18 protein-coding genes and 1 pseudogene are annotated in these 21,268 nt (G+C 24.3%); 9 read left to right on the plus strand and 10 right to left on the minus strand.

Going from position 1 to position 21,268, the window contains the following annotated elements; genetic code table 11:
• Positions 1 to 10: 10 nt before the first annotated feature.
• From glyA to rlmN, 4 genes and pseudogenes are all read right to left on the minus strand, one after another.
• The gene (glyA, locus tag D8S97_RS02310) at positions 11 to 1,264 is read right to left on the minus strand and encodes a serine hydroxymethyltransferase (RefSeq protein WP_158361333.1); all 1,254 of its coding nucleotides are present in this window, start codon (positions 1,262 to 1,264) and stop codon (positions 11 to 13) included.
• Between the two features lie 72 nt (positions 1,265 to 1,336).
• Positions 1,337 to 2,613, minus strand: a pseudogene (gene hisS, locus D8S97_RS02315) (histidine--tRNA ligase).
• Between the two features lie 44 nt (positions 2,614 to 2,657).
• On the minus strand, positions 2,658 to 3,764 hold the full coding sequence (ispG, locus tag D8S97_RS02320) for a flavodoxin-dependent (E)-4-hydroxy-3-methylbut-2-enyl-diphosphate synthase (RefSeq protein ID WP_158361335.1): 1,107 nt from the start codon (positions 3,762 to 3,764) through the stop codon (positions 2,658 to 2,660).
• Positions 3,765 to 3,865: 101 nt separating this feature from the next.
• Entirely contained in the window at positions 3,866 to 4,957 is a 1,092-nt protein-coding gene (gene rlmN, locus D8S97_RS02325) for a 23S rRNA (adenine(2503)-C(2))-methyltransferase RlmN (RefSeq protein WP_158361337.1), read from the minus strand.
• 168 nt (positions 4,958 to 5,125) lie between these two features.
• On the opposite strand from rlmN, the gene D8S97_RS02330 reads away from it, so the two are divergent.
• Positions 5,126 to 5,902, plus strand: coding sequence for an inositol monophosphatase family protein (locus D8S97_RS02330; RefSeq protein ID WP_158361340.1), 777 nt, complete (start codon positions 5,126 to 5,128; stop codon positions 5,900 to 5,902).
• A 31-nt stretch (positions 5,903 to 5,933) separates the two neighbouring features.
• Here D8S97_RS02330 and topA read toward each other — a convergent pair whose 3' ends face one another.
• The 4 genes from topA to D8S97_RS02350 all read right to left on the minus strand — a co-directional run bounded on the left by topA (position 5,934) and on the right by D8S97_RS02350 (position 11,375).
• Positions 5,934 to 8,504 carry a type I DNA topoisomerase gene (topA, locus tag D8S97_RS02335; RefSeq protein WP_158361343.1) on the minus strand — a complete coding sequence of 857 codons (2,571 nt, stop codon included), beginning with the start codon at positions 8,502 to 8,504 and terminating at the stop codon, positions 5,934 to 5,936.
• Between the two features lie 141 nt (positions 8,505 to 8,645).
• Complete coding sequence (gene sohB, locus D8S97_RS02340) at positions 8,646 to 9,671, minus strand: protease SohB (protein WP_158361345.1); 1,026 nt, start codon at positions 9,669 to 9,671, stop codon at positions 8,646 to 8,648.
• A gap of 52 nt (positions 9,672 to 9,723) precedes the next feature.
• Positions 9,724 to 10,476 (minus strand): pseudouridine synthase, encoded by a 753-nt coding sequence (locus tag D8S97_RS02345; protein WP_158361348.1) that lies wholly within the window; start codon positions 10,474 to 10,476, stop codon positions 9,724 to 9,726.
• The gene (locus D8S97_RS02350) at positions 10,473 to 11,375 is read right to left on the minus strand and encodes a DMT family transporter (RefSeq protein WP_158361350.1); all 903 of its coding nucleotides are present in this window, start codon (positions 11,373 to 11,375) and stop codon (positions 10,473 to 10,475) included. Before D8S97_RS02350 ends, D8S97_RS02345 begins: the two co-directional genes overlap by 4 nt.
• Positions 11,376 to 11,594: 219 nt before the next feature.
• Here D8S97_RS02350 and trpD point away from each other — a divergent pair, with 219 nt between their 5' ends.
• From trpD to cls, 8 genes are all read left to right on the plus strand, one after another.
• Complete coding sequence (trpD, locus tag D8S97_RS02355; protein ID WP_158361351.1) at positions 11,595 to 12,602, plus strand: anthranilate phosphoribosyltransferase; 1,008 nt, start codon at positions 11,595 to 11,597, stop codon at positions 12,600 to 12,602.
• 1 nt (position 12,603) lies between these two features.
• A complete protein-coding gene (trpCF, locus tag D8S97_RS02360) occupies positions 12,604 to 13,959 on the plus strand; it encodes a bifunctional indole-3-glycerol-phosphate synthase TrpC/phosphoribosylanthranilate isomerase TrpF (protein WP_158361353.1) in 1,356 nt (451 codons plus the stop codon).
• A gap of 37 nt (positions 13,960 to 13,996) precedes the next feature.
• Complete coding sequence (gene trpB / locus D8S97_RS02365) at positions 13,997 to 15,178, plus strand: tryptophan synthase subunit beta (protein ID WP_158361355.1); 1,182 nt, start codon at positions 13,997 to 13,999, stop codon at positions 15,176 to 15,178.
• A gap of 3 nt (positions 15,179 to 15,181) precedes the next feature.
• Entirely contained in the window at positions 15,182 to 16,012 is an 831-nt protein-coding gene (trpA, locus tag D8S97_RS02370; protein WP_158361357.1) for a tryptophan synthase subunit alpha, read from the plus strand.
• A gap of 95 nt (positions 16,013 to 16,107) precedes the next feature.
• Entirely contained in the window at positions 16,108 to 16,851 is a 744-nt protein-coding gene (locus tag D8S97_RS02375) for a YciC family protein (protein ID WP_158361359.1), read from the plus strand.
• Positions 16,852 to 16,879: 28 nt separating this feature from the next.
• Positions 16,880 to 17,413: a septation protein A gene (locus D8S97_RS02380; RefSeq protein WP_158361361.1), complete on the plus strand. Its 534-nt coding sequence runs from the start codon at positions 16,880 to 16,882 to the stop codon at positions 17,411 to 17,413.
• A gap of 42 nt (positions 17,414 to 17,455) precedes the next feature.
• Positions 17,456 to 17,863: an acyl-CoA thioester hydrolase YciA gene (gene yciA / locus D8S97_RS02385; RefSeq protein ID WP_158361363.1), complete on the plus strand. Its 408-nt coding sequence runs from the start codon at positions 17,456 to 17,458 to the stop codon at positions 17,861 to 17,863.
• Positions 17,864 to 18,172: 309 nt separating this feature from the next.
• Entirely contained in the window at positions 18,173 to 19,633 is a 1,461-nt protein-coding gene (cls, locus tag D8S97_RS02390) for a cardiolipin synthase (RefSeq protein ID WP_158361366.1), read from the plus strand.
• A 187-nt stretch (positions 19,634 to 19,820) separates the two neighbouring features.
• On the opposite strand, the gene ribA is transcribed toward cls, so the two are convergent.
• Positions 19,821 to 20,411 carry a GTP cyclohydrolase II gene (gene ribA, locus D8S97_RS02395; RefSeq protein ID WP_158361368.1) on the minus strand — a complete coding sequence of 197 codons (591 nt, stop codon included), beginning with the start codon at positions 20,409 to 20,411 and terminating at the stop codon, positions 19,821 to 19,823.
• Between the two features lie 130 nt (positions 20,412 to 20,541).
• Entirely contained in the window at positions 20,542 to 21,252 is a 711-nt protein-coding gene (gene pyrF / locus D8S97_RS02400) for an orotidine-5'-phosphate decarboxylase (protein WP_158361679.1), read from the minus strand.
• Between the last annotated feature and the right edge of the window lie 16 nt (positions 21,253 to 21,268).

Consider the following 21,268-nt stretch of genomic DNA (forward strand, 5'->3'; position numbering starts at 1 on the left):
ATGTTTTGATTTAAATATAAACAGGATATTCTGAACAGAGTTCTAATACTTTATTTTTTATTTTAATAATGCTATTTTTATTTTTAATATTATTTAAAATATAAACAATCCAATCTGCTACCTGTAATATTTCGTTTTCTTTGAAACCTCGTTTTGTAACAGCAGGCGTTCCAATACGTATTCCTGAAGTAATAAAAGGACTTCTTAAATCATTTGGAACAGTATTTTTATTAACCGTTATATTGCATTTTCCTAAAGCAATATCAGCTTCTTGTCCTGTTATTTTTTTATTTGTTAGATCTAGTAAAAATAAATGATTAGATGTATTTCCAGAGACAATTTTATAGTTGTTTTCTAAAAAAGATTGAACCATAATTTTAGCGTTTTTAATAACTTGTTGTTGATATAGTTTAAAACTAGGTTCTAAAGCTTCTTTAAAAGCAATGGCTTTTGCCGCAATAACATGCATAAGTGGTCCACCCTGTGCACCTGGAAAAACAGATAAATTTATTTTTTTATAAAATGCATCAGTTCCATTTTTAGATAAAATTAAACCACCACGAGGACCTGCTAATGTCTTATGTGTTGTACTTGTTACAACATGTGCATAATCTATAGGATTAGGATAAAGATTTGCAGCTATTAAACCAGCGATATGAGCAATGTCAACAACAAAATAAGCATTAATTTCATCAGCAATATTTCGCATCTTTGACCAATTACAAATGCCAGAATATGCTGAAAATCCACCAATAATCATCTTAGGTTTATGTTTTTTTGCTAACTCTCTCATTTCTTGATAGTCAATATCTCCGTTTTTATCTACTCCATATCCGACTACATTATATATTTTTCCTGAAAAATTTACAGAAGAACCATGTGTTAAATGACCTCCATGAGATAATTTCATTCCTAATATTGTATCACCAGGATTTAATAGTGCTGTATAAACAGCAAAATTTGCTTGGGATCCTGAATGAGGTTGAACATTAGCATAATCAGCGTTAAAGAGTTTTTTTGCTCGATTAATTGCTAGTTTTTCTACAATATCTACGTATTCACAACCCCCATAATAACGTTTTTTAGGATAACCTTCTGCGTATTTATTAGTTAATTGTGAACCTTGTGCATACATGACATAATTACTAGTGTAATTTTCTGATGCAATTAATTCTATGTGGTTTTCTTGTCGATTTTTTTCTTGATCAATTGCTTTCCATAATTCTGGATCATATTCAGCAAAATCTATTTTTTTATTAAACATTTTTGTCCTATAACTTTAGAATAAAATAAAAAATATACAATTAAATTTCGTATAAGTATTTTTTTAATTATTTTATTTGTTAAAAATTTTTTTAATTTTTAATATTAATTCACTTTTTGAAAAAAAATATTCTTTTCCCTTTTTTAAATCTTTTAATAAAAAACAATTATTGCTTATTTCATTTGTACCTATTAATATCGCAATATGAGCTAAAGAATCTACGGCATTTTTTATTTTTTTTGAAAGACTACAAGTTAAAAAATCTACAAATATTTTTAATTTAGGATATATATTTCTTATTTCTTCTGATAATTTTATTGCATATATTTTATTTGTTTCTCCTATAAAAATAATATAAATATTAATTTCTTCTTCTTTAAAAGAAATAATATTTAATGATTTTATTAATAAAACCAAACGTTCAATACCTATTGCAAATCCTATGGCAGATGTTTTATTTCCACCTAGTTCTTCAACTAAAGAATCATATCTCCCACCAGCACAAATAGTATTTTGGGATCCTATTTGATCTGTTTTCCATTCAAATACAGTACTATTATAATAATCTAAACCACGTACTAAATTTGGGTTATGTATATATTTTATTCCATATAAATCCATCATATTACATAAACTGTTAAAATGATGAATTGAAGCAGAATTAATATAGTTTTTTAATAATGGAGCTTTTTTTAGAATTTTCTGTAGAATAGTATTTTTAGAGTCTAAAATTCTAAACGGATTAGTATATAAACGTTTTTGAGAATCTTCATCTAAAAAACTTTTATATTTTTCAAGAAATAGAACTAATTCTTTTTGATATTTAACACGATCTAATTTGGAACCAATTGAATTAATTTCTAATTTTACATGATTATCAATAGATAAACTTTTCCATAAACGATTTATTAATAAAATAATTTCTAAGTCAATATCTGGTGTATTCAATCCAAAAACTTCAACACCTAATTGATAAAATTGACGATATCGACCTTTTTGTGGTCTTTCATATCTAAACATAGGACCTAAATACCAAAATCTTTTTTTTTTTTTAATAATAAATTATTTTCTATAATAGCACGTACACAACCTACAGTTCCTTCAGGACGTAAGGTTAAACTATTTCCTTTTCTATCTTTAAAAGAATACATTTCTTTTTCAACTACATCAGTTACATTTCCAATAGCTCTTTGAAAGATTTTAGTTTTTTCTAATATAGGTAGTCTAATTTCTTCATAACAATAACTATTTAATGTTTTTTTAACGATATTTTCTATTTTTTTCCAAATTTTTAATTCTTCAGGAAGATAATCATGCATTCCTCTTACTAGATTAATTTTTTTATTCACTATTTTCTCTTATTATATTTCTTAAATGTATTTTTTGATAACAGTTAAATATTTTTTGTTTTTAATTTATCTAAATATTTTGCTTTTTTTCGAATTTGGATTTCAAGTTCTTTAATAATTTCTTCGTTTTTTAACTTGTTTTCTTGCCGAATTCCATCTTGATATAATGCACTTTTTTTAGATCCTCCAACAACTCCTAACGTAGATATTTTAGCTTCTCCTATTCCATTAACAATACAACCAATGATAGAAACATCCATAGAAGTTGAAAGATCTTCTAAGTTTTTTTCTAATTGATTTACTACACTAATTACATCAAATTCTTGTCTAGAACAAGTTGGACATGCAATAAAATTAATACCTCTAGATCTGATTCCTAAAGTTTTTAAAATATCGTATCCCACTTTTACTTCTTCTATTGGATCTGCAGCAAGTGAAATTCTTAAAGTATCACCAATACCGCACAATAATAAAGAAGTTATTCCAATAGAAGATTTGACTATCCCATTACGTAAAGCGCCTGATTCTGTTATCCCAATATGTATTGGTTGAATTATTTTTGTTGCTAGAATTTTATTTGCTTTTACTGCTGAAAAAACATCTGATGTTTTTACACTAACTTTAAATTGATTAAAGTTTAAACTATCTAAATATTCAATATGTCTAATAGCTGATTCTACTAAAGCTTCAGGAATAGGTGATTTATATTTTTTTAATATATCATTTTCCAATGAACCTGCATTAACACCAATTCTAATAGGTATGTTTTTATGTTTTGCACAATTAACTATTTCTGATATTCTTTTTTTATTGCCGATGTTTCCTGGATTAATTCTTAAGCAATCAGCTCCATATTCTATTGATTTAATAGCTAGTCTATAATCAAAATGTATATCAGCAATTAATGGAACGTCTACATTGGATTTAATGATCTTGAATGATTTCGCAGCGTCTAGAGTAGGAATAGAAACTCGAACAATATCAACTCCTACTTTTTTTAATTTTATAATTTGTTTTATTGTTTCTTTTATATTTGTAGTTTGAGTATTGGTCATTGACTGTACAGAAATAGGAGCTCCATTTCCAATAGGTACACTGCCAACGTAAATACGATTAGATTTTCTTCTTTTAATATTTTTGTATTTATTCATATTTTTCTATAGATGTTTAATATAATTATTATAAATATAAGAGAATATTTTTTTATTTTAAATAAAATAATTAAATATTAATACTCTTTAAAAATTTAGAATTAGTTTCTAATACGATTAATTATTTCACCAGTTAATTGACCGCACGCAGCGTTAATATCTTGACCTCTATTTTTTCTAATTGTTGTATTAAATCCCTTTGTCCTTAAAATATTTGCAAAAATATTAATTCTTTTTTTACTGCTAGATATAAAATTTGCATTTTTAAAAGAATTCCAAGGAATAAGATTTATTTTACTAGGAATTTTTTTTAAAATATTTGCTAATTCTTTGGCATTTTCGTTTGAATCGTTAATTCCACTTAACATAACATATTCAACAGTAACACCACCTCTATTTGCACGAGAAAATTTTAAATATTGAGAAACTGAATTTAAAAAAGATTTAATATTATACTTTTTATTTATTGGCATAATTGAATTTCTAATAAAATCATTTGGTGCATGTAAAGATATAGCTAAACTAACATCGATTTTTTTACTTAATTTATCTAATGCTGGAACAATTCCTGAAGTAGAAAGAGTAATACGACGTTTTGATAATCCAAATCCATTTTTATCTAAAATAATTTTTATTGCAGAAACAACATTATTTAAATTTAACAAAGGTTCACCCATACCCATGAAAACTATATTAGTAATTAAACTATTATTTTTTTTTTCCCTTAATATTTTATTCGCCTGCCAAATTTGAGAAATAATTTCAGAAACTCTTAAATTTCTGTTGAAACCTTGTTGTCCAGTAGCACAAAAATCACATCTTAGAGCACAACCAATTTGTGAAGAAACACAAAGAGTAGCACGTTTTTTTTCAGGAATATAAATAGTTTCTATTTTTTGTTTATTAATAGATGTAATCCATTTAATAGTACCGTCATAAGATACTTTTTCTTCTGTAAAATTTGATGCAAATATACAAGATTTTTCATTTAATTTTTTTCTAATATCTTTTTTCAGATTTGACATTAAATTAAAATTACTACAATTATAATTGTAAATCCATTTCATGAGTTGTTCTGTAGAAAATTTTTTAGCTCCAATAGAAATAAGAAAAATTTCTATTTCTTTTGGATTTAAATCTAATAAGTTGATCTTATCATTAGAAATATTTTGTATATTAATACTTTTATGCATCTAATAACCTTAAATAATTAGTCCACAAATATTTAGATATAAAATAATTATTATATAGATAATTAGTTTAATTAAAAAAATATTAAAAATATATAAATTATGATATTATAAAAAACCATATATTTTTTTGATAAAACTTTATCTTTTTTTTAAATTTAGGAGAATATAATGCATCCAATGTTAAATATTGCCATTCGTGCAATTCGAAAAGGAGGAAACATTATTATACAAAATTATGATACTCAAAAATTTATTAAAGAAGATATAGATAAAAAGAAAATATTTATTAAAAATATAATGTATAAAACATACAGAATAATTAGTGAAGTAATTTACAAATCTTATCCAAATCATGTTATTTTAAATAAAAATACTGATTTTATAAAAAATGAAAAAAATACTTTATGGGTTATCAATGAATTAGATGGAAAAAATAATTTTATTAAAAACTTTCCACATTTCTGTATATCTATTGCTGTTGTTATAAAAAATAATATAGAAATTTCAGTAATATATGATCCTATAAGAAACGATTTATTTACAGCTGTTAAAGGACAAGGTTCACAATTAAATGGTTATCGTATTCGATGTGCTAATATTAAAAGCTTAAATTATACTACTGTAGCTGTCAATTTACCTCTTAAAAATTATGAACAATCTTTATCTTATTTAGAAATATATAAAAAGTTACTTTTCTCTGGAATTTCAATTAGATGTACTGGTTCTACTGTACTAGATTTAGCATATGTAGCCTCTGGTAGAATAGACTGTTTATTTGATTTTAATCCCAAATCTATTAATCTTATAGCAGGAAAACTACAAGCAAGAGAAGCAGGTTGTTTAACTAGTAATTTTACTGAAAACAGTGAAGATCATAATTTTTATACTTCAAATTTAACTAGCAGTCCTAAATTTATTAGATTAATTGCTGAAAAAATACGTTAATCTTATTTTTTCAAAAAATAATTAAGTTATGTTATTTGTTGAAAATACACCATTTTTGATCAATAAAAAAAGCCGACCAACCTGTAAATTTTCCTTCTTTTTTAGAAGCAACATACTGTTTTTTACTTAATTTATTAAAACAAACTATAGTTTTGTTTCCTTGGTTATCTCTTTGAGGTGCACTAGCTAAATATCGTAATTTTTCTGGCAATAAATATTCAAATTTAGCGAGTTCTTCTACAAAAGGTGATCTTGTTTCACGTGATTTAGGAAATGTATTTGCAGCGAAAAAAATACCAGAAATCCCCTCTCTTAAGACATACCATGTATTAGATTTTGTACATAATATATCGGGAAATGGAATAGGTTTTAATTTTGGTTCTGATATTTCACCATTAGGTAAAATTTTTCTTGTATTTTTACATTCATTATTAATACACATAAAAAACTTTCCAAATCTACCTATCTTAAACAACATATCACTTTCACATCTTTCACATTTTATTTTTTTAAATAAATTATTTAAATTTTTTTTAAATTGACCTTTCTTAAGATCATAACCACTGCAAGTAGGATTATTTATACAAATTAAAATCTTAAGATTTTCATTAATTAAGTAAGCATCCATTATCATGTTGCATTTCTTACATTTATTTTTTAGGTTGAAACTTTTTTCTTTTTTTTCTTCTTCTTTTGTTTTATTGAAATCATTTAATTCAATTAAATTTATTGTATTTTTACAGCGTTTTTCATTAAGTTGAGAACTGTATCCTAAACAACTTAAAAAAACACCAGTAACAGCTGTTTTAATTCCCATTTTTTTATTACATACAGAACAATTAATTTCAGTGGGTACAGTAATATTTAATTCCATACCACCTTCTTCAGGTTCTTTTTTTGCTTTTTCTAACTGTTTAGAAAAACTATCAAAAAAAGAATTTAATAAATGTTTCCAATTAATTAATTTTTCAGAAACTTGATCAAGATTTTTTTCCATACGAGCTGTAAAATCATAATCAACTAAATCAGAAAAATTTTTTTTCAATCGAGTTATAAGAATTTCTCCTATTTTTGTGGCATAAAACTTATTTTTTTTGACTTTTAAATATCCTTTTTCTTTTATTTTCGTTATTATAGTAGCGTAAGTAGAAGGTCTTCCTATACCTCTTTTTTCTAATTCACGTACTAGAGATGATTCACTAAACCGTGGAGGAGGCTTAGTAAAAATTTGATTAGGTAAAATTTTATCTAAAAGTAAAAGATCTCCTATATTTAATATAGGAAATTCAAAATTAATCTTTTTCGATTTTTTCAAAATTTTAGTCCAACTTGAAAAAAGTATTATTTTTGCACTTGAATGTAATTTAAATGTATCAGCAATAACTGTCGTGTTAATAGATTTGTATATTTCTGATTTCATCTGAGATGCTACAAAATAATTCCAAATTAATTTATATAATTTTGCAGCATCTATATCATGATTATCAATATTTGTAATTTGGACATCTGATGGTCGAATAGCTTCATGAGCTTCTTGAGAATATTTTTGATTTGCATATATATTTGGTTTTTCAGGTAAATAATCACTTCCATAAAAATCTTCTATGTACAATCTAACTTTTTTAATAGCATAATCGCTTAAAAAACAAGAGTCAGTTCTTATATAAGTTATGTATCCCTGCTCATATAATTTTTGTGCTAAAAACATTGTTTTTTTTACACTAAATCCTAAATCGAGATTAGAAGCTTGTTGTAAAGTAGAGGTAATTAATGGAGCTGGTGGTTTCTTTTTTAAAATTTTGTCTTTTCTATCAGTAACAAAAAAAGATAAATTTTTAATTTTTTTTATTACAGAATTTACTTCTTTTTGATTATTTAACAAAAATTTTTTATTTTTATAATGCGTTATTTCCATAATTATTTTTTTATTTTCTCTAGATAAAAGAGAAAGACTTACTTTCCAATATTCATCTTCTATAAAATTTTTTATTTCATATTCTCTTTCTGCTATGAGTCGAACAGCTACAGATTGAACACGACCTGCAGATAATCCTCTTGATATTTTTTTCCATAATAAAGGTGAAATCATATAGCCCACAATTCTATCCATGAATCGACGAGCCTGTTGTGCGTATACTCGATTCATATTAATTTTACTGATATTTTGAAAAGCATTTTCAATTGATTGTTTAGTTATTTCATTAAAAACAACGCGTCGAAATTTAAAAGAATTTCCTCCAATTACTTCTTTTAAATGCCATGCTATTGCTTCACCTTCTCTATCTAGATCAGTGGCAAGATATATATAGTTAACTTTATTTGCAATGTCTTTTAATTCAGAAATAATTTTTTCTTTACCAGGAAGAATGTGGTATTCTGCTTTCCAATTTTTATATGGATTAATACCCATTTGTTGTACTAAGATTTTTTTTTCATTAAATTCTAAATTAGATTTTTTAATGCTTTTTTTCTTTTTAGGTTTATTACTTATTAAATCTCGTACATGACCTACACTAGATTTTACTATATATTGATTACCTAAATATTTACTTATAGTTTTTGCTTTAACGGGGGATTCAACAATAACTAAAGATTTACACATAATTTTAGTCCAATGATATCAGCATCTTTTTTATTAAGATCACATTACTGTAAAAAAAATTTAAAAATTTAATTATATTTTTAATTTTTAAGTGCATATTTAAATTTAAATAAAATATTTTTGCAAATCATTCAATTAAACCTATAAATAATTTTTATAGGAAAAAATTTTGATTATAATATTTTTAATATTTTCTATAATAAAAGATGTAAAATTTTCCAATTTTTTATTATTATAAATATATTGAATATTTAATAAAGTATAATCGTCTTTCATTTTAGACATTAAAATATTATCACTTATATTAACTTCATCGACTAAATTTTTCTTAAAAGCTATTGTTCCGAACCAATGTTCTCCATTGGATACATCTTCAATATCTAAAGCTGGTCTTTTTTTCTTTATAAAATTTTTAAACATTTCATGTGTTACGTTCAATTCTTCACAAAATTTTTTTCGTGTTAATTCTGTATTTTTACCAAACATAGTTAATGTACGTTTATAATCTCCAGCAGTATGTAACTCAATATCAATATTATATTTTTTTAATAATTTATTAAAATTAGGCAATTGACCTACTACACCAATTGAGCCTATTATAGCAAATGGCGCTGAAATAATATAATCTCCAACACAAGCCATCATATAACCTCCACTAGCAGCAATTTTGTCGATAGATACAATCAAACGTATTTTATTTTGACGTAATCTTTCTAATTGAGCTGCCGCTAAACCATATCCATGAATCACACCTCCTGAACTTTCTAATCTTAATAAAACTTCATCATTTTTATTCGCTACTAAAAGTATTGCAGATATTTCTTCTCTTAATCCAATAACTTCATTTGCGTGAATACCACCTTTAAAATCTAAAACAAAAAGTGTTTTTTTTCTTAAATTTGAAGTTGTTTTATTTTTTTTTTCGAACTCTTTATCTTTTTTTTTCTCTTCTTTAATCCAATTTTTTTTTTCGAACTGATTCATTCTAGATAATAAAATATTTTTTTTTATATTTTTATATTTTTCTTCTAATAAAATAATCTTAAATTTCTTTTGATTTTTTCTTTTTCTTTTTATTATTTTAAAAACTAATGGTGTTATAAAAATAACAAATAAAAAAGTAATTGTTTTTGCTAAAAATAACTCATAACTTAAAAGTAAATTCACAAAATTAACCTTTTTAAAAATAAATTTAAATAATTTTTTAAAGTGTAAAATTTTATTTCTTTTTGAAATTAATTAGATTATATAAATTTTTTGATATTATTGAATTTAACATTATCCACTGACCTTCTTTTAAACTTTTTGGTAAAATAATATTACCGTATCGAACCCTAATTAATTGACTTACTTGACATTTAACAGATTTTAACATTAATCTAATTTCACGGTTTTTACCTTCACATAAAATACCCTTAAACCATTTATTTTTTCCTTCTTTTTTACTGTATAAAGGTATTATTTCTTTGAACGAAACGTAATCATGTGCAATCTTAACTCCTTTTTTTAAAATATTTATTTTATTTTGATTAATTTCTCCAAAAATTCGAATATTATACTCTCGTTCAATTTGATTGCGCGGATGCATCAGTTTATTAGCTAACACTCCGTTATTAGTAAATAATAACAATCCTTTAGTATTAATATCTAATCTTCCTATGCTAACCCATCGGTTTAAATTTAATTTAGGGAGTTTATCAAATACAGTTAATCTTTTCTGAAAATCACTTCTAGTACAAATTTCACCTATAGGTTTATTATAAATTAAAACTTTAGTTTTGTTGTCTTTTCCTCGTACAACTATTTTTTTATTATTAATTAAAATTTCACCAGGATTGTTTTTATTTAAATATTGACCAATTGTAGCTTTTTTCCCGTTAATACTTATATTACCGCATTTAATCATATATTCAATAAAACGACGTGAACCGTATCCTAAATTAGACAATAATTTTTGTATTTTTTCAGTCATTTTGAAAACCTTATGACATTTTTAAAGAAATTTATAGGAATTAAAGTTAATAATATTCCTAATCCTGATGGTAAAAAAAACCATAATTCATATAATAAAATTGTTTTTTTATAAATATATATTTCTAAAAAACTTGAAATTAATGGAAAAATCAAAAAAACAATAGAAGCATAGAATGAATTTACTCTTTTTTGCAAATAAAAATAAGATAAAATACCGCAAATTCCACAGAAATTACCAAGATAAAAAATAGCTAAAATAGATCTAGTAGAAAAAACAGTAATATTAGGAGATTCAATAAACCAAGATATAGTAGATAAAAAAATTCCAGACATTAAAGATGGTAATGCGTTAAATGTGATGACAGATACATTACAAGATTTTTTTTGACATTCAACGTAAATTATAGCATGACTAAGTAATGCTAAAAGTAAAGACAAGATACCTTTCCATTGAAAAAAACATTCTGATTTAAGATTTATTAATAACACGAAAAACAATGTAATTAAAGAAATTACCATACCAATTTTTTGAATAAAGTTTATTTTTTTTTTTAGATAAATATGTGAAATTAGTAATACTAAAACAGGCATATTAGCAAAGATAATAGAAGAAATAGAAGAATTTACATAGCTACCACCATAAAGCATTAATGTAAAGGGTATGGAAAAATAAAAAATAGAAATAAAAATTTGAAAACGTCTTTGACCATATGGAAATAAAAGAGGTGTTTTTGTTAAATAAGAAAGTATAATTAGTAAAGGAGAAGCAACTAAAAATCGTATTCCAGTTGCAAAAAAAGGTGGGATTGTTTCTACTGCAATTTTCATTGCTATCCAGGTTGTTCCCCAAGTTACGGATACTAAAAAGAATAATGTTATTACTATAATTTTATTCATTTAAAAATTCCAAGATATATAAAAATATACACTATATAACATATTAAACTAATAATAGTTATATCTTATTTTTTATAGTTTTTTTAAACAATAACAATATGCAAGAATAAAGTTTTTAAAAATTTAAATTGAATTATTTTGATCAATAGATTATTGTGAAAAATTATTAAGATAATAAAAAATTACTAATTTTTTAATTAAAGTTTTAAAAGGTATTCAATGCAAAATATTTTTAATAAAATTTATGAATCAAAATCTTTAAATCAAGAAGAAAGTTATCAAATTTTTAAATTAATTGCATCAGGTGGGATGAACGAAATACAATTATCATCTATTTTAACAGCAATGCAAATGCATGGTGAATCAGAAGAAGAAATATTAGGTGCTATCTACGCATTTCTAGAAAAAATGAAATTCTTTCCTAGACCCAATTATATTTTTTCTGATATAGTTGGCACAGGTGGAGATAGTAAAAATACTATTAATATTTCAACTGCAAGTGCTTTTGTTGCAGCATCATGTGGATTTAAAATCATTAAACATTGCAATAAAGGGGTTTCAAGTAACTCCGGTTCTTCTGATCTTCTGAATAAATTAAAAATTAATTTAAATACATCTTTAGAAAATTCTAAAAAAATTTTAGATAAATTAAATATTTGTTTTCTTTTTGCCCCTATATATCATAATGGTTTTAAATATGCATCTAAAGTTCGAAGTATCCTAAAAATTAAAACTATTTTTAATTTATTAGGACCATTTCTAAATCCCTCTAGTCCTCCTTTGACTGTAATCGGTGTTTATAAAAAAAATTTAATAAATCCTATGTCTAGAATTTTAAAAAAATTAAAATACCAAAGAGGTATAGTTTTACATGGTGATAATACAGATGAAGTTACAGTACATGGTACAACATACGTTTCTGAATTGTTAAATAATAAAATTTATTCGTATGAATTAGAACCAGAAGATTTTGGTATAAAAACTTATCCTAAATCAACATCTGTAGAGTATTCATCAGAAGAAAACTACCATATTATCAAAAAAACAATGAAAGGTAAGGGTGAAAAGTTGCATGAAGAATTAATTGCAGTTAATGTTGCAATACTGTTAAAAAATTTTGGATATGAAGATTTAAAGGAAAATACAAAAATAGCACTAAATAAAATTCGTAGCGGAGATGTCTGCAAACATATAAAACAAGTTTCTAATATGTCGAAAGAAGATTAATATGCAAGAAACTATACTGAATAAAATCATCAAAGATAAAATTACTTGGATTGAATATAGAAAAAAAAAACAACCATTAATTACATTTCAAAATAAAATTAATAAAGAAACACGCAACTTTTACCATCATTTAAAAAGCAAACATCCCTTTTTTATATTAGAATGCAAAAAAAGTTCTCCTTCTTTAGGAATAATTAGAAAAAACTTTAATTTAATTAAAATTGCAAATATTTATAAAAAGTATGCTTCATCTATTTCAGTTCTTACAGAAGAAAAATATTTTCATGGAAATCTAGAATTTATCAATATTGTGCGAAAATGTGTATATCAACCAATTTTATGCAAAGATTTTTTTATTGATCCATACCAAGTTTATTTAGCTAGATATTATAATGCTGATGCTATTTTACTAATGTTATCTGTATTAAATGACATTCAATATATTGAACTATCTAGAATTGCGAAAAATTTAAACATGGGAATATTAACAGAAATTAATAATACTGAAGAACTGAATCGTGCTATCAAATTAAATGCTTCTGTTATTGGAATAAACAACCGAAACTTACATGATTTATCAATAGATTTAAATAGAACACGAAATTTATCACCTTTAATTAAAGATAGAATAATTGTTAGTGAATCAGGCATAGAAAAAAACTATCAGATAAAAGAATTAAGTAAAGTAGTTAATGGATTTTTAATAGGTTCGAGTTTAATGTGTAAAAAAAACTTAGAAACAGATATAAAATCTTTGATAATAGGCGATAATAAAGTATGTGGACTAACTCGTATTATTGATGCAAAAATTGTAGAAAATTGTGGAGCAGTTTACGGAGGATTGATTTTTGCAAAAAATTCGCTACGTAAAATTAATAAAAAAATAGCAAAAAAAATTATTTTTAACAATAGTTTAAAGTTTGTAGGTGTTTTTCAAAATGAAGATATAAAAAAAATTGTTGATATAGCTGAACAACTTTCTTTATATTCCGTTCAACTACATGGTTGTGAAAATCAAAAATATATTAATATTTTAAGAAAAAGACTATGTAAAGATATAAATATTTGGAAAGCTTTTTCTATTCAATCAACGTTACCAATATTAAATTTAGATAATATCGATAAATATATTTTTGATTCTGGTTCTGGAGGTAGTAATACAACTTTTAATTGGTCACTTTTAAAAGGACTAACTTTAGATAATGTAATTTTAGCAGGAGGTATTAATACAGATAATTTTCTTATTGCATCTCAATTCAATTGTTCAGGATTAGATTTTAATTCAGGAGTAGAAAAATGTCCTGGAATTAAAGATCATAAAAAAATTAATTTAATTTTTAAAAAATTAACGTTTTAATCAATTTTTTTAAAAAAATACCGGAAATCAACGAAAAATGACTTTACTAAATCCTTATTTTGGCAAATTTGGAGGTATGTATGTTCCTCAAATATTAATGCCAGCTTTATATCAACTAGAAAAAAACTTTGTTGATGCAAAAAAAGATCCAAATTTCCAAAAAAAATTTTTTGATTATTTAAAAAATTATGCTGGAAGACCAACTCCATTAACTTTATGTAATAATTTAACCAAAGGTACAAAAACACGTATTTATCTTAAAAGAGAAGATTTGTTACATGGAGGAGCACATAAAACAAATCAAGTATTAGGACAAGCAATGTTAGCAGTAAAAATGAAAAAAAAAGAAATAATTGCTGAAACTGGTGCTGGTCAACATGGTGTTGCTGTTTCTATTGCTTGCGCACTATTTAATTTAAAATGCAAAATTTATATGGGTTACAAAGATATAAAGAGACAAAGCCCTAATGTTTTTCGTATGAAGTTAATGGGTGCAGAAGTTATATCAGTAAGGAATGGATCAGGAACGTTAAAAGATGCATGTAATGAAGCTTTACGTGATTGGTCTGGTAATTACCAAAAATCGCACTATATCATTGGTACAGCTGCAGGTCCACATCCTTATCCAACAATCGTAAAAGAATTTCAAAAAATGATTGGAGAAGAAGCAAAAAAACAAATTTTAGAACAAGAAAAGAAACTTCCAGATGCGATAATTGCTTGCGTAGGTGGAGGATCTAATGCAATTGGCATTTTTTCTGAATTTATGAATGAAAAAGTTGATTTAATTGGTGTAGAACCAGCTGGTCGGGGTATAGAAACAGGAAAACATGGAGCACCGTTAAATCATGGTAGAACAGGTATTTATTTTGGAATGAAATCGAGTTTAATGCAAAATCAAGAAGGTCAAATAGAAAAATCTTGGTCTATTTCTGCTGGTTTAGATTTTCCATCTGTTGGCCCTGAGCATGCTTGGTTACATAGTATTAATCGTGCTCAATATGTATCCATTACTGATATAGAAGCTTTAGAAGCATTTCAAATTTTATCTAAAAAGGAAGGTATTATTCCTGCTTTAGAGTCTTCTCATGCATTAGCTTATGCATTAAAATTAATGTATCTTTATCCTAAAAAAGAACAAGTATTTATTGTGAATCTATCTGGACGTGGAGATAAAGATATATTTGCAGTTCGTGAAATATTAAAAAAACAGGAATAAAAAATGAGTCGTTATAAAAAAATATTTCAAAAATTATCTTTAATTAAAGAAGGATGTTTTGTACCTTTTGTAGTTATAGGAGACCCTTCTTTAGAAATGTCACTAAAAATCATTGAAACACTAATTAAAAATGGAGCAGATGCTTTAGAATTAGGAATCCCTTTTTCAGATCCACTAGCAGATGGTCCTACTATTCAAAAAGCCAGTTTACGTTCATTATCTAATAATAACACTATTTTACAATGCTTCGAAGTAATTGAAAAAATACGAAAAAAATATCCAAATTTACCTATAGGAATCTTATTATATGCTAATTTAATATATAATTACGGTATTAAAAATTTTTATTATCAATGTTTTCAATGTGGTTTAGATTCTGTATTAATAGCCGATATACCTATAGAAGAATACAGTCCCTTTTACAAAATAGCAAATCAATACGATATAGATTCTATCTTTATATGTCCACCTGATGCAGACGATGTACTATTGTCTAAAATTTCTTTATATGCAAAGGGATACATTTATTTATTATCTCGTTTAGGAGTAACAGGAATAGAAAAAAAAACAACATCATTATCAAACGTATTTATAAAAAAAATAAAAAAACATAGTGATCTTCCACTATTACAAGGCTTTGGAATTGAAAATTCTACACAAATTCAAAATTCACTTTTATCTGGTATCAATGGTGTAATATGTGGTTCGGCAATTATAAATATAATCGAAAAAAATTTAAAAAAAGAACAAAACATGATAAATGAAATAAAAAATTTTTCTAATAAACTAAAAAAAGCTACTAAATTTGTTAAATCTAATCTTAAAAAAATTTAAATTTGATTTGTTTTTAATAAATTTTTTAAAAAAATTATCTAAAAATAATGTGTATAATCTTTAAATTTTATACAATTTTTATAAGGAATATACATATGTCTATTACAATACGCGAATTGTGCAATGATACATATCATTTCGTGTCTAAAGAAGCAAAAATTATTATTTTTATATCTATGTTAGCTACTTTTATGAGTATTTTAATCAACATGCTGATTAAACCCAATATGCATATTATTGCTATAATAGAAAACAAAAAATTTATAAGTTCTCATTCAATCTTTGATTTAATTAATAACATGAGTGTATACGAAAAAAAAGAATTACTAAAATATTCAATATTTAAAATACTTGAATTTTTGATAAATAAGACTTTTTTAGTAGGTAGTATAATTACCTTAATTAGACACTTATCTAATAATCAAAGAGAATCAATTAAGCTGTCACTGTACTCTTCATTTAAATTATTACCAAGTTTATTTATATTAAATTTTATTACAACTTTCATTATTCAAATAGGTTTTATGTTTTTTATTTTTCCAGGTATATTTTTGTCAGTTTTACTTGCTTTATCACCTATTATTTTATCATTTAAAAAAAATAATTTAATAGAATGTATACGTTTAAGTATATCTATTTCCTATAAAAATTTAAACGTTATTGGAATAAGCGTTCTATTTTGGATGTGTGTTAAATTTATTTTCACGACAATATTTTCTAATACCTATATAATAAGTAAAAATTTTGTTTTTTTAATATTGAATATTAATATGAATATATTTTTTTCAATTTTAATTATATATTTATTTCGTTTCTATATGCTTTTCTTACGTTCTTAAAAAATTAAATATTTTTTAGGTTTCTAATATGAAAAAAATTCTGAATTTATTGCCGATACTAACTTTCTTCATATTTTATAGATTTTATGATATTTTTATAGCATCAAAATCTTTAATTTTTACATCAGGTTTAATTTGTTTACTTTATTGGATTATTTATAAAGAAATAGATAAAATTAATTTATTTAGTTTTATTACGATTACTGTTTTTGGTTCTTTAACAATATTTTTTCATAATAGTCAATTTATTAAATGGAAAATAACAGTAATTTATATGATATTTTCTATAATATTATTGATTAGTCAATTTTGGATGAAAAAACCTATATTACAAAGACTTTTAGAAAAAGATATAAAAATTTCTGATTTTTATTGGAAAAAAATTAATTTTTCTTGGGCATTATTTTTTTTATTTTGTAGTATTTTAAACATTTATATAGCATTTTGGTTACCAGAAAAAACTTGGGTAAACTTTAAAGTTTTTGGTCTTTCATGTTTAATGTTTCTTTCAATTTTAATTACAAGTGTTTATATAAATTGTAAAATGTTAAAAGAAAAATAAATTGCATGTTTGTTTTAATATAATAGAGTGAAAATTTTAATAATGCCAAAAAACAATAAATTACCACAGGGAACAATAGTGTTAAAAACACTTACCATGCCTTCAGATACGAACTCTAATGGGGATATATTTGGTGGGTGGATTATGTCTCAAATGGATATAGGCGGTGCTATCCTAGCTAAGGAAATAGCAGGTGGAAGAGTAGTAACAGTGCAAATAGAAGGTATAACTTTTCTTAAGCCTATATCAGTTGGAGATGTTCTAAGTTGTTATGCAAATTGTATTAAAACAGGCAATAGTTCAATTACTGTTAATTTAGAAGTATGGATTAAAAAAATTTATTCTAAACCATTAGGTCAAATTTATTGTGCTGCAGAAGGTATATTTGTTTATGTAGCAATTGATAAAACAGGAAAACCTCGAGAATTATTACCTATGAGTATTATTTAAAAAAAATTTTTAAAAAATTAAAAATGTTTTTACAACTGCTATTTCTATATAAAAACAAATTTTAAATATAATTTAATAAAAAAGTTTAAATGATAAGACTCAACACTTTAAAAAATAAAATAATATGCACAACATGTATAATGCACTATTTTCTTTTTATTTAAAGTGTTGAATTCATTAATTTTACAATATATGCTTTTATTTTAAATACCAAATTATTAGTTTTATATTCCATATTTAAAAATTAAAAAACATTTAATTAAATAAAAAATACTTTTATAAAAAGGTATGAATAGGAGCTTCAAATGAATGGATATTTTCTATAATTTAATAAAATGGCTAGTTGTGTTAATATACTGGTTATTAATTGCTAATATTACCTATCGTATTTTAATTAAACGTCGTAGCATACCTTCCTCCATGTCTTGGCTTTTAACTATTTATATTATTCCTTTTATAGGAATAGCTATTTGGTTTTTCTTTGGTGAATTATATTTAGGAAAAAGACAAAAAAAAATAGCAAAAAAAATTTGGTCTATATCTAATACATATCTTAATGAACTTAAATCTTATAAATATATTTTTCAAATAAAAAATAGTGAAGTAGCTACTTCATTGTTTCAATTGTGCAAACATCGACAAGGAATTTCTGGAATTAAAAATAATAGAATAACACTTTTAACTAATACTAAAGAAACAATGAAAGTTTTAATACGTGATATTTATTCAGCACGTAAAAATATTGAAATGGTATTTTATATCTGGAAACCAGGTGGTATTGCTGATCATGTAGCTACTGCTTTAATAGATTCTGCTAAACGCGGAGTACATTGTAGACTAATGTTGGATTCAGCAGGAAGTATAGCATTTTTTAGAAGTCCTTGGTTTGATGTTATGAAAAAATCTGGAATTGAAATCGTAGAAGCCTTAAAAGTTAGTTTAATAAGAATTTTTTTACGACGTTTAGATGTAAGACAACATAGAAAAATTATACTGATTGATAATTATATTTCTTATTCTGGTAGTATGAACATTGTAGATCCATATTTATTTAAACAGTCTTCTGGTATCGGTCAATGGATTGATTTAATGACAAGGATAGAAGGTCCTATAGCAACAACTATGGGTATCATTTATTCATGTGATTGGGAAATAGAAACAGGTTTTAAAATTTTACCTAAATTACCAAGTAAGGAAATGTTAAAAAAAAAATGTAATCAAAACTCTAGTATTCAAGTAATCGCATCAGGTCCAGGATTTCCTAAAAATGTTATTCATCAAGCATTGTTAACAGCTATTTATTCAGCACGAAACGAATTAATTATGACTACTCCATATCTTGTACCTAGTGATGATTTGTTGCATGCCATTTGCACCGCTGCTCAAAGAGGTGTAAAAGTTAGCATTATTATACCTTTATATCACGATTCTATTTTAGTTAAATGGGCAAGTAGAGTGTTTTTTAGTGAATTATTAGAAGCAGGAGTAAAAATATACCAATTTAAAAAGGGGTTATTACATAGTAAAAGTATATTAATTGATCAACAACTCAGTTTAATTGGAACTGTAAATTTAGATATGAGAAGTTTATGGTTAAATTTTGAAATTACTTTAGTAATTGATGATAGTAAATTTAGTCGTAATTTATGTACTATACAAAAAGAATACATTGCCGATTCTCGATTATTAGATAAAAATACTTGGTCTATGCGTGCATATTGGACTCGTGTTTTAGAAAAAATTTTTTATTTTTTAAGTCCATTATTATAATTTCAAAGTTTTTTATAAAAAAGGTTCATTTTAAAAAAAACGTTTTTTTGTCAATAAATATTTAAAAATGTTTAGGGGTTAATTTAAAAAAACCCCTGATATTTAAAAATTTTTAAAAAATATATACGTAATAATTATATACTACATGAACTAAAAATATAAATTACATATATATTTTTAAAAAATTTTATTTAAATAATAAATGACCCATTTTTTCAGCTTTAGTTTTTAAATAACGAGCGTTTTTAACATTTTTTTCTACAATAATAGGGATTCTTTCTACAATTTCTATTCCAGACTCCATAAGCATGTTTATTTTAAATGGATTATTTGTTAATAAACGAATTTTTTTTATATTTAAAATATTAAAAATATCAGCACACAATGAAAAATCTCTTTCATCTGCAGAAAAACCTAATTTTTGATTAGCTTCAACTGTATCTAAACCTTTGTCTTGCAAAGAATATGCTTTAATTTTATTGAGAAGACCAATATTCCTACCTTCTTGACGGTGGTATATTAATATACCATTTCCTTCTGAAGCAATTCTACTCATTGCCATTTCTAGTTGAATACCACAATCGCATCTTAAACTAAAAAAAGCATCTCCTGTTAAACATTCAGAGTGTATTCTAGCAAGAATAGGAATATTTTTTTGTATATTTCCATAAACAAGAGCAATATGATTTTTTCCATTCTTTTTTTCTTCAAAACCAAATATTAAAAAATCTCCCCAAGGAGTGGGTAAAATAGCTTTTTCTATTTGAATTAATTGCATAACTTCTCCAATTTTTGTTTTATTTCATAATTTAAAAAGAAAATTAATTAATAATTTATATTAGAAATATGTATCTTAAAAAATATTTTTAAGAACTTACTTTATATAAATATTTATTAATATAAAAATATTATTGCATAGATTCTATAATAGAATTTAACTTTTTAATCGGATTCTTTGAAGTTGTAATAGAACGTCCTATAACTATATAGTCTATTTGACATTCTTTTGCTTCTCTTGGAGTAATAATATGCTTTTGATCAAATGAAGAATCAGTTGAAAATCTAATACCTGGAGTAACAATCTTATATTTATCTCCGTATAATAATTTCATTTTTTTTGCTTCTTTTCCTGGACAAACGACTCCATCTAAACCACAATCATTAGATAATTTTGATAATATTAAAATATAGTCTTTTAATGATATTTTAATTCCTATTTCTTTTAAATCTTTTTCTTTTAAACTAGTTAATACAGTTACAGCAATTAATAAAGGAGCTCTTTTAAAGGATTTTAAAGCTTTCTTTGCTGAAAGAAGCATATTTTTACCACCAGATGCATGAACACTTAACATCCATATTCCTAAATCTGCCGCTGCTTTCGTAGCGTTAAATACAGTATTGGGAATATCATGGAATTTTAAGTCAAGAAATATATTAAATCCCAATTTATGCAATTCTTTTACAAACTGACTTCCTAAAATTGTAAACATTTCTTTACCAATTTTTAAATAAAAAATAGAAGGATCAAGAAGATCTACTAATTTCATAGCTTCTTTCTTAGAATAAAAATCTAAAGCAATAATAATTTTTGGAATATTATAATAACTGGGATGTAACACTATTTGACCTCTATTA

Origin of the sequence: Buchnera aphidicola (Rhopalosiphum maidis) (genome assembly GCF_003671935.1) — a bacterium.
Classification (GTDB): Bacteria; Pseudomonadota; Gammaproteobacteria; order Enterobacterales; family Enterobacteriaceae; genus Buchnera; species Buchnera aphidicola_AL.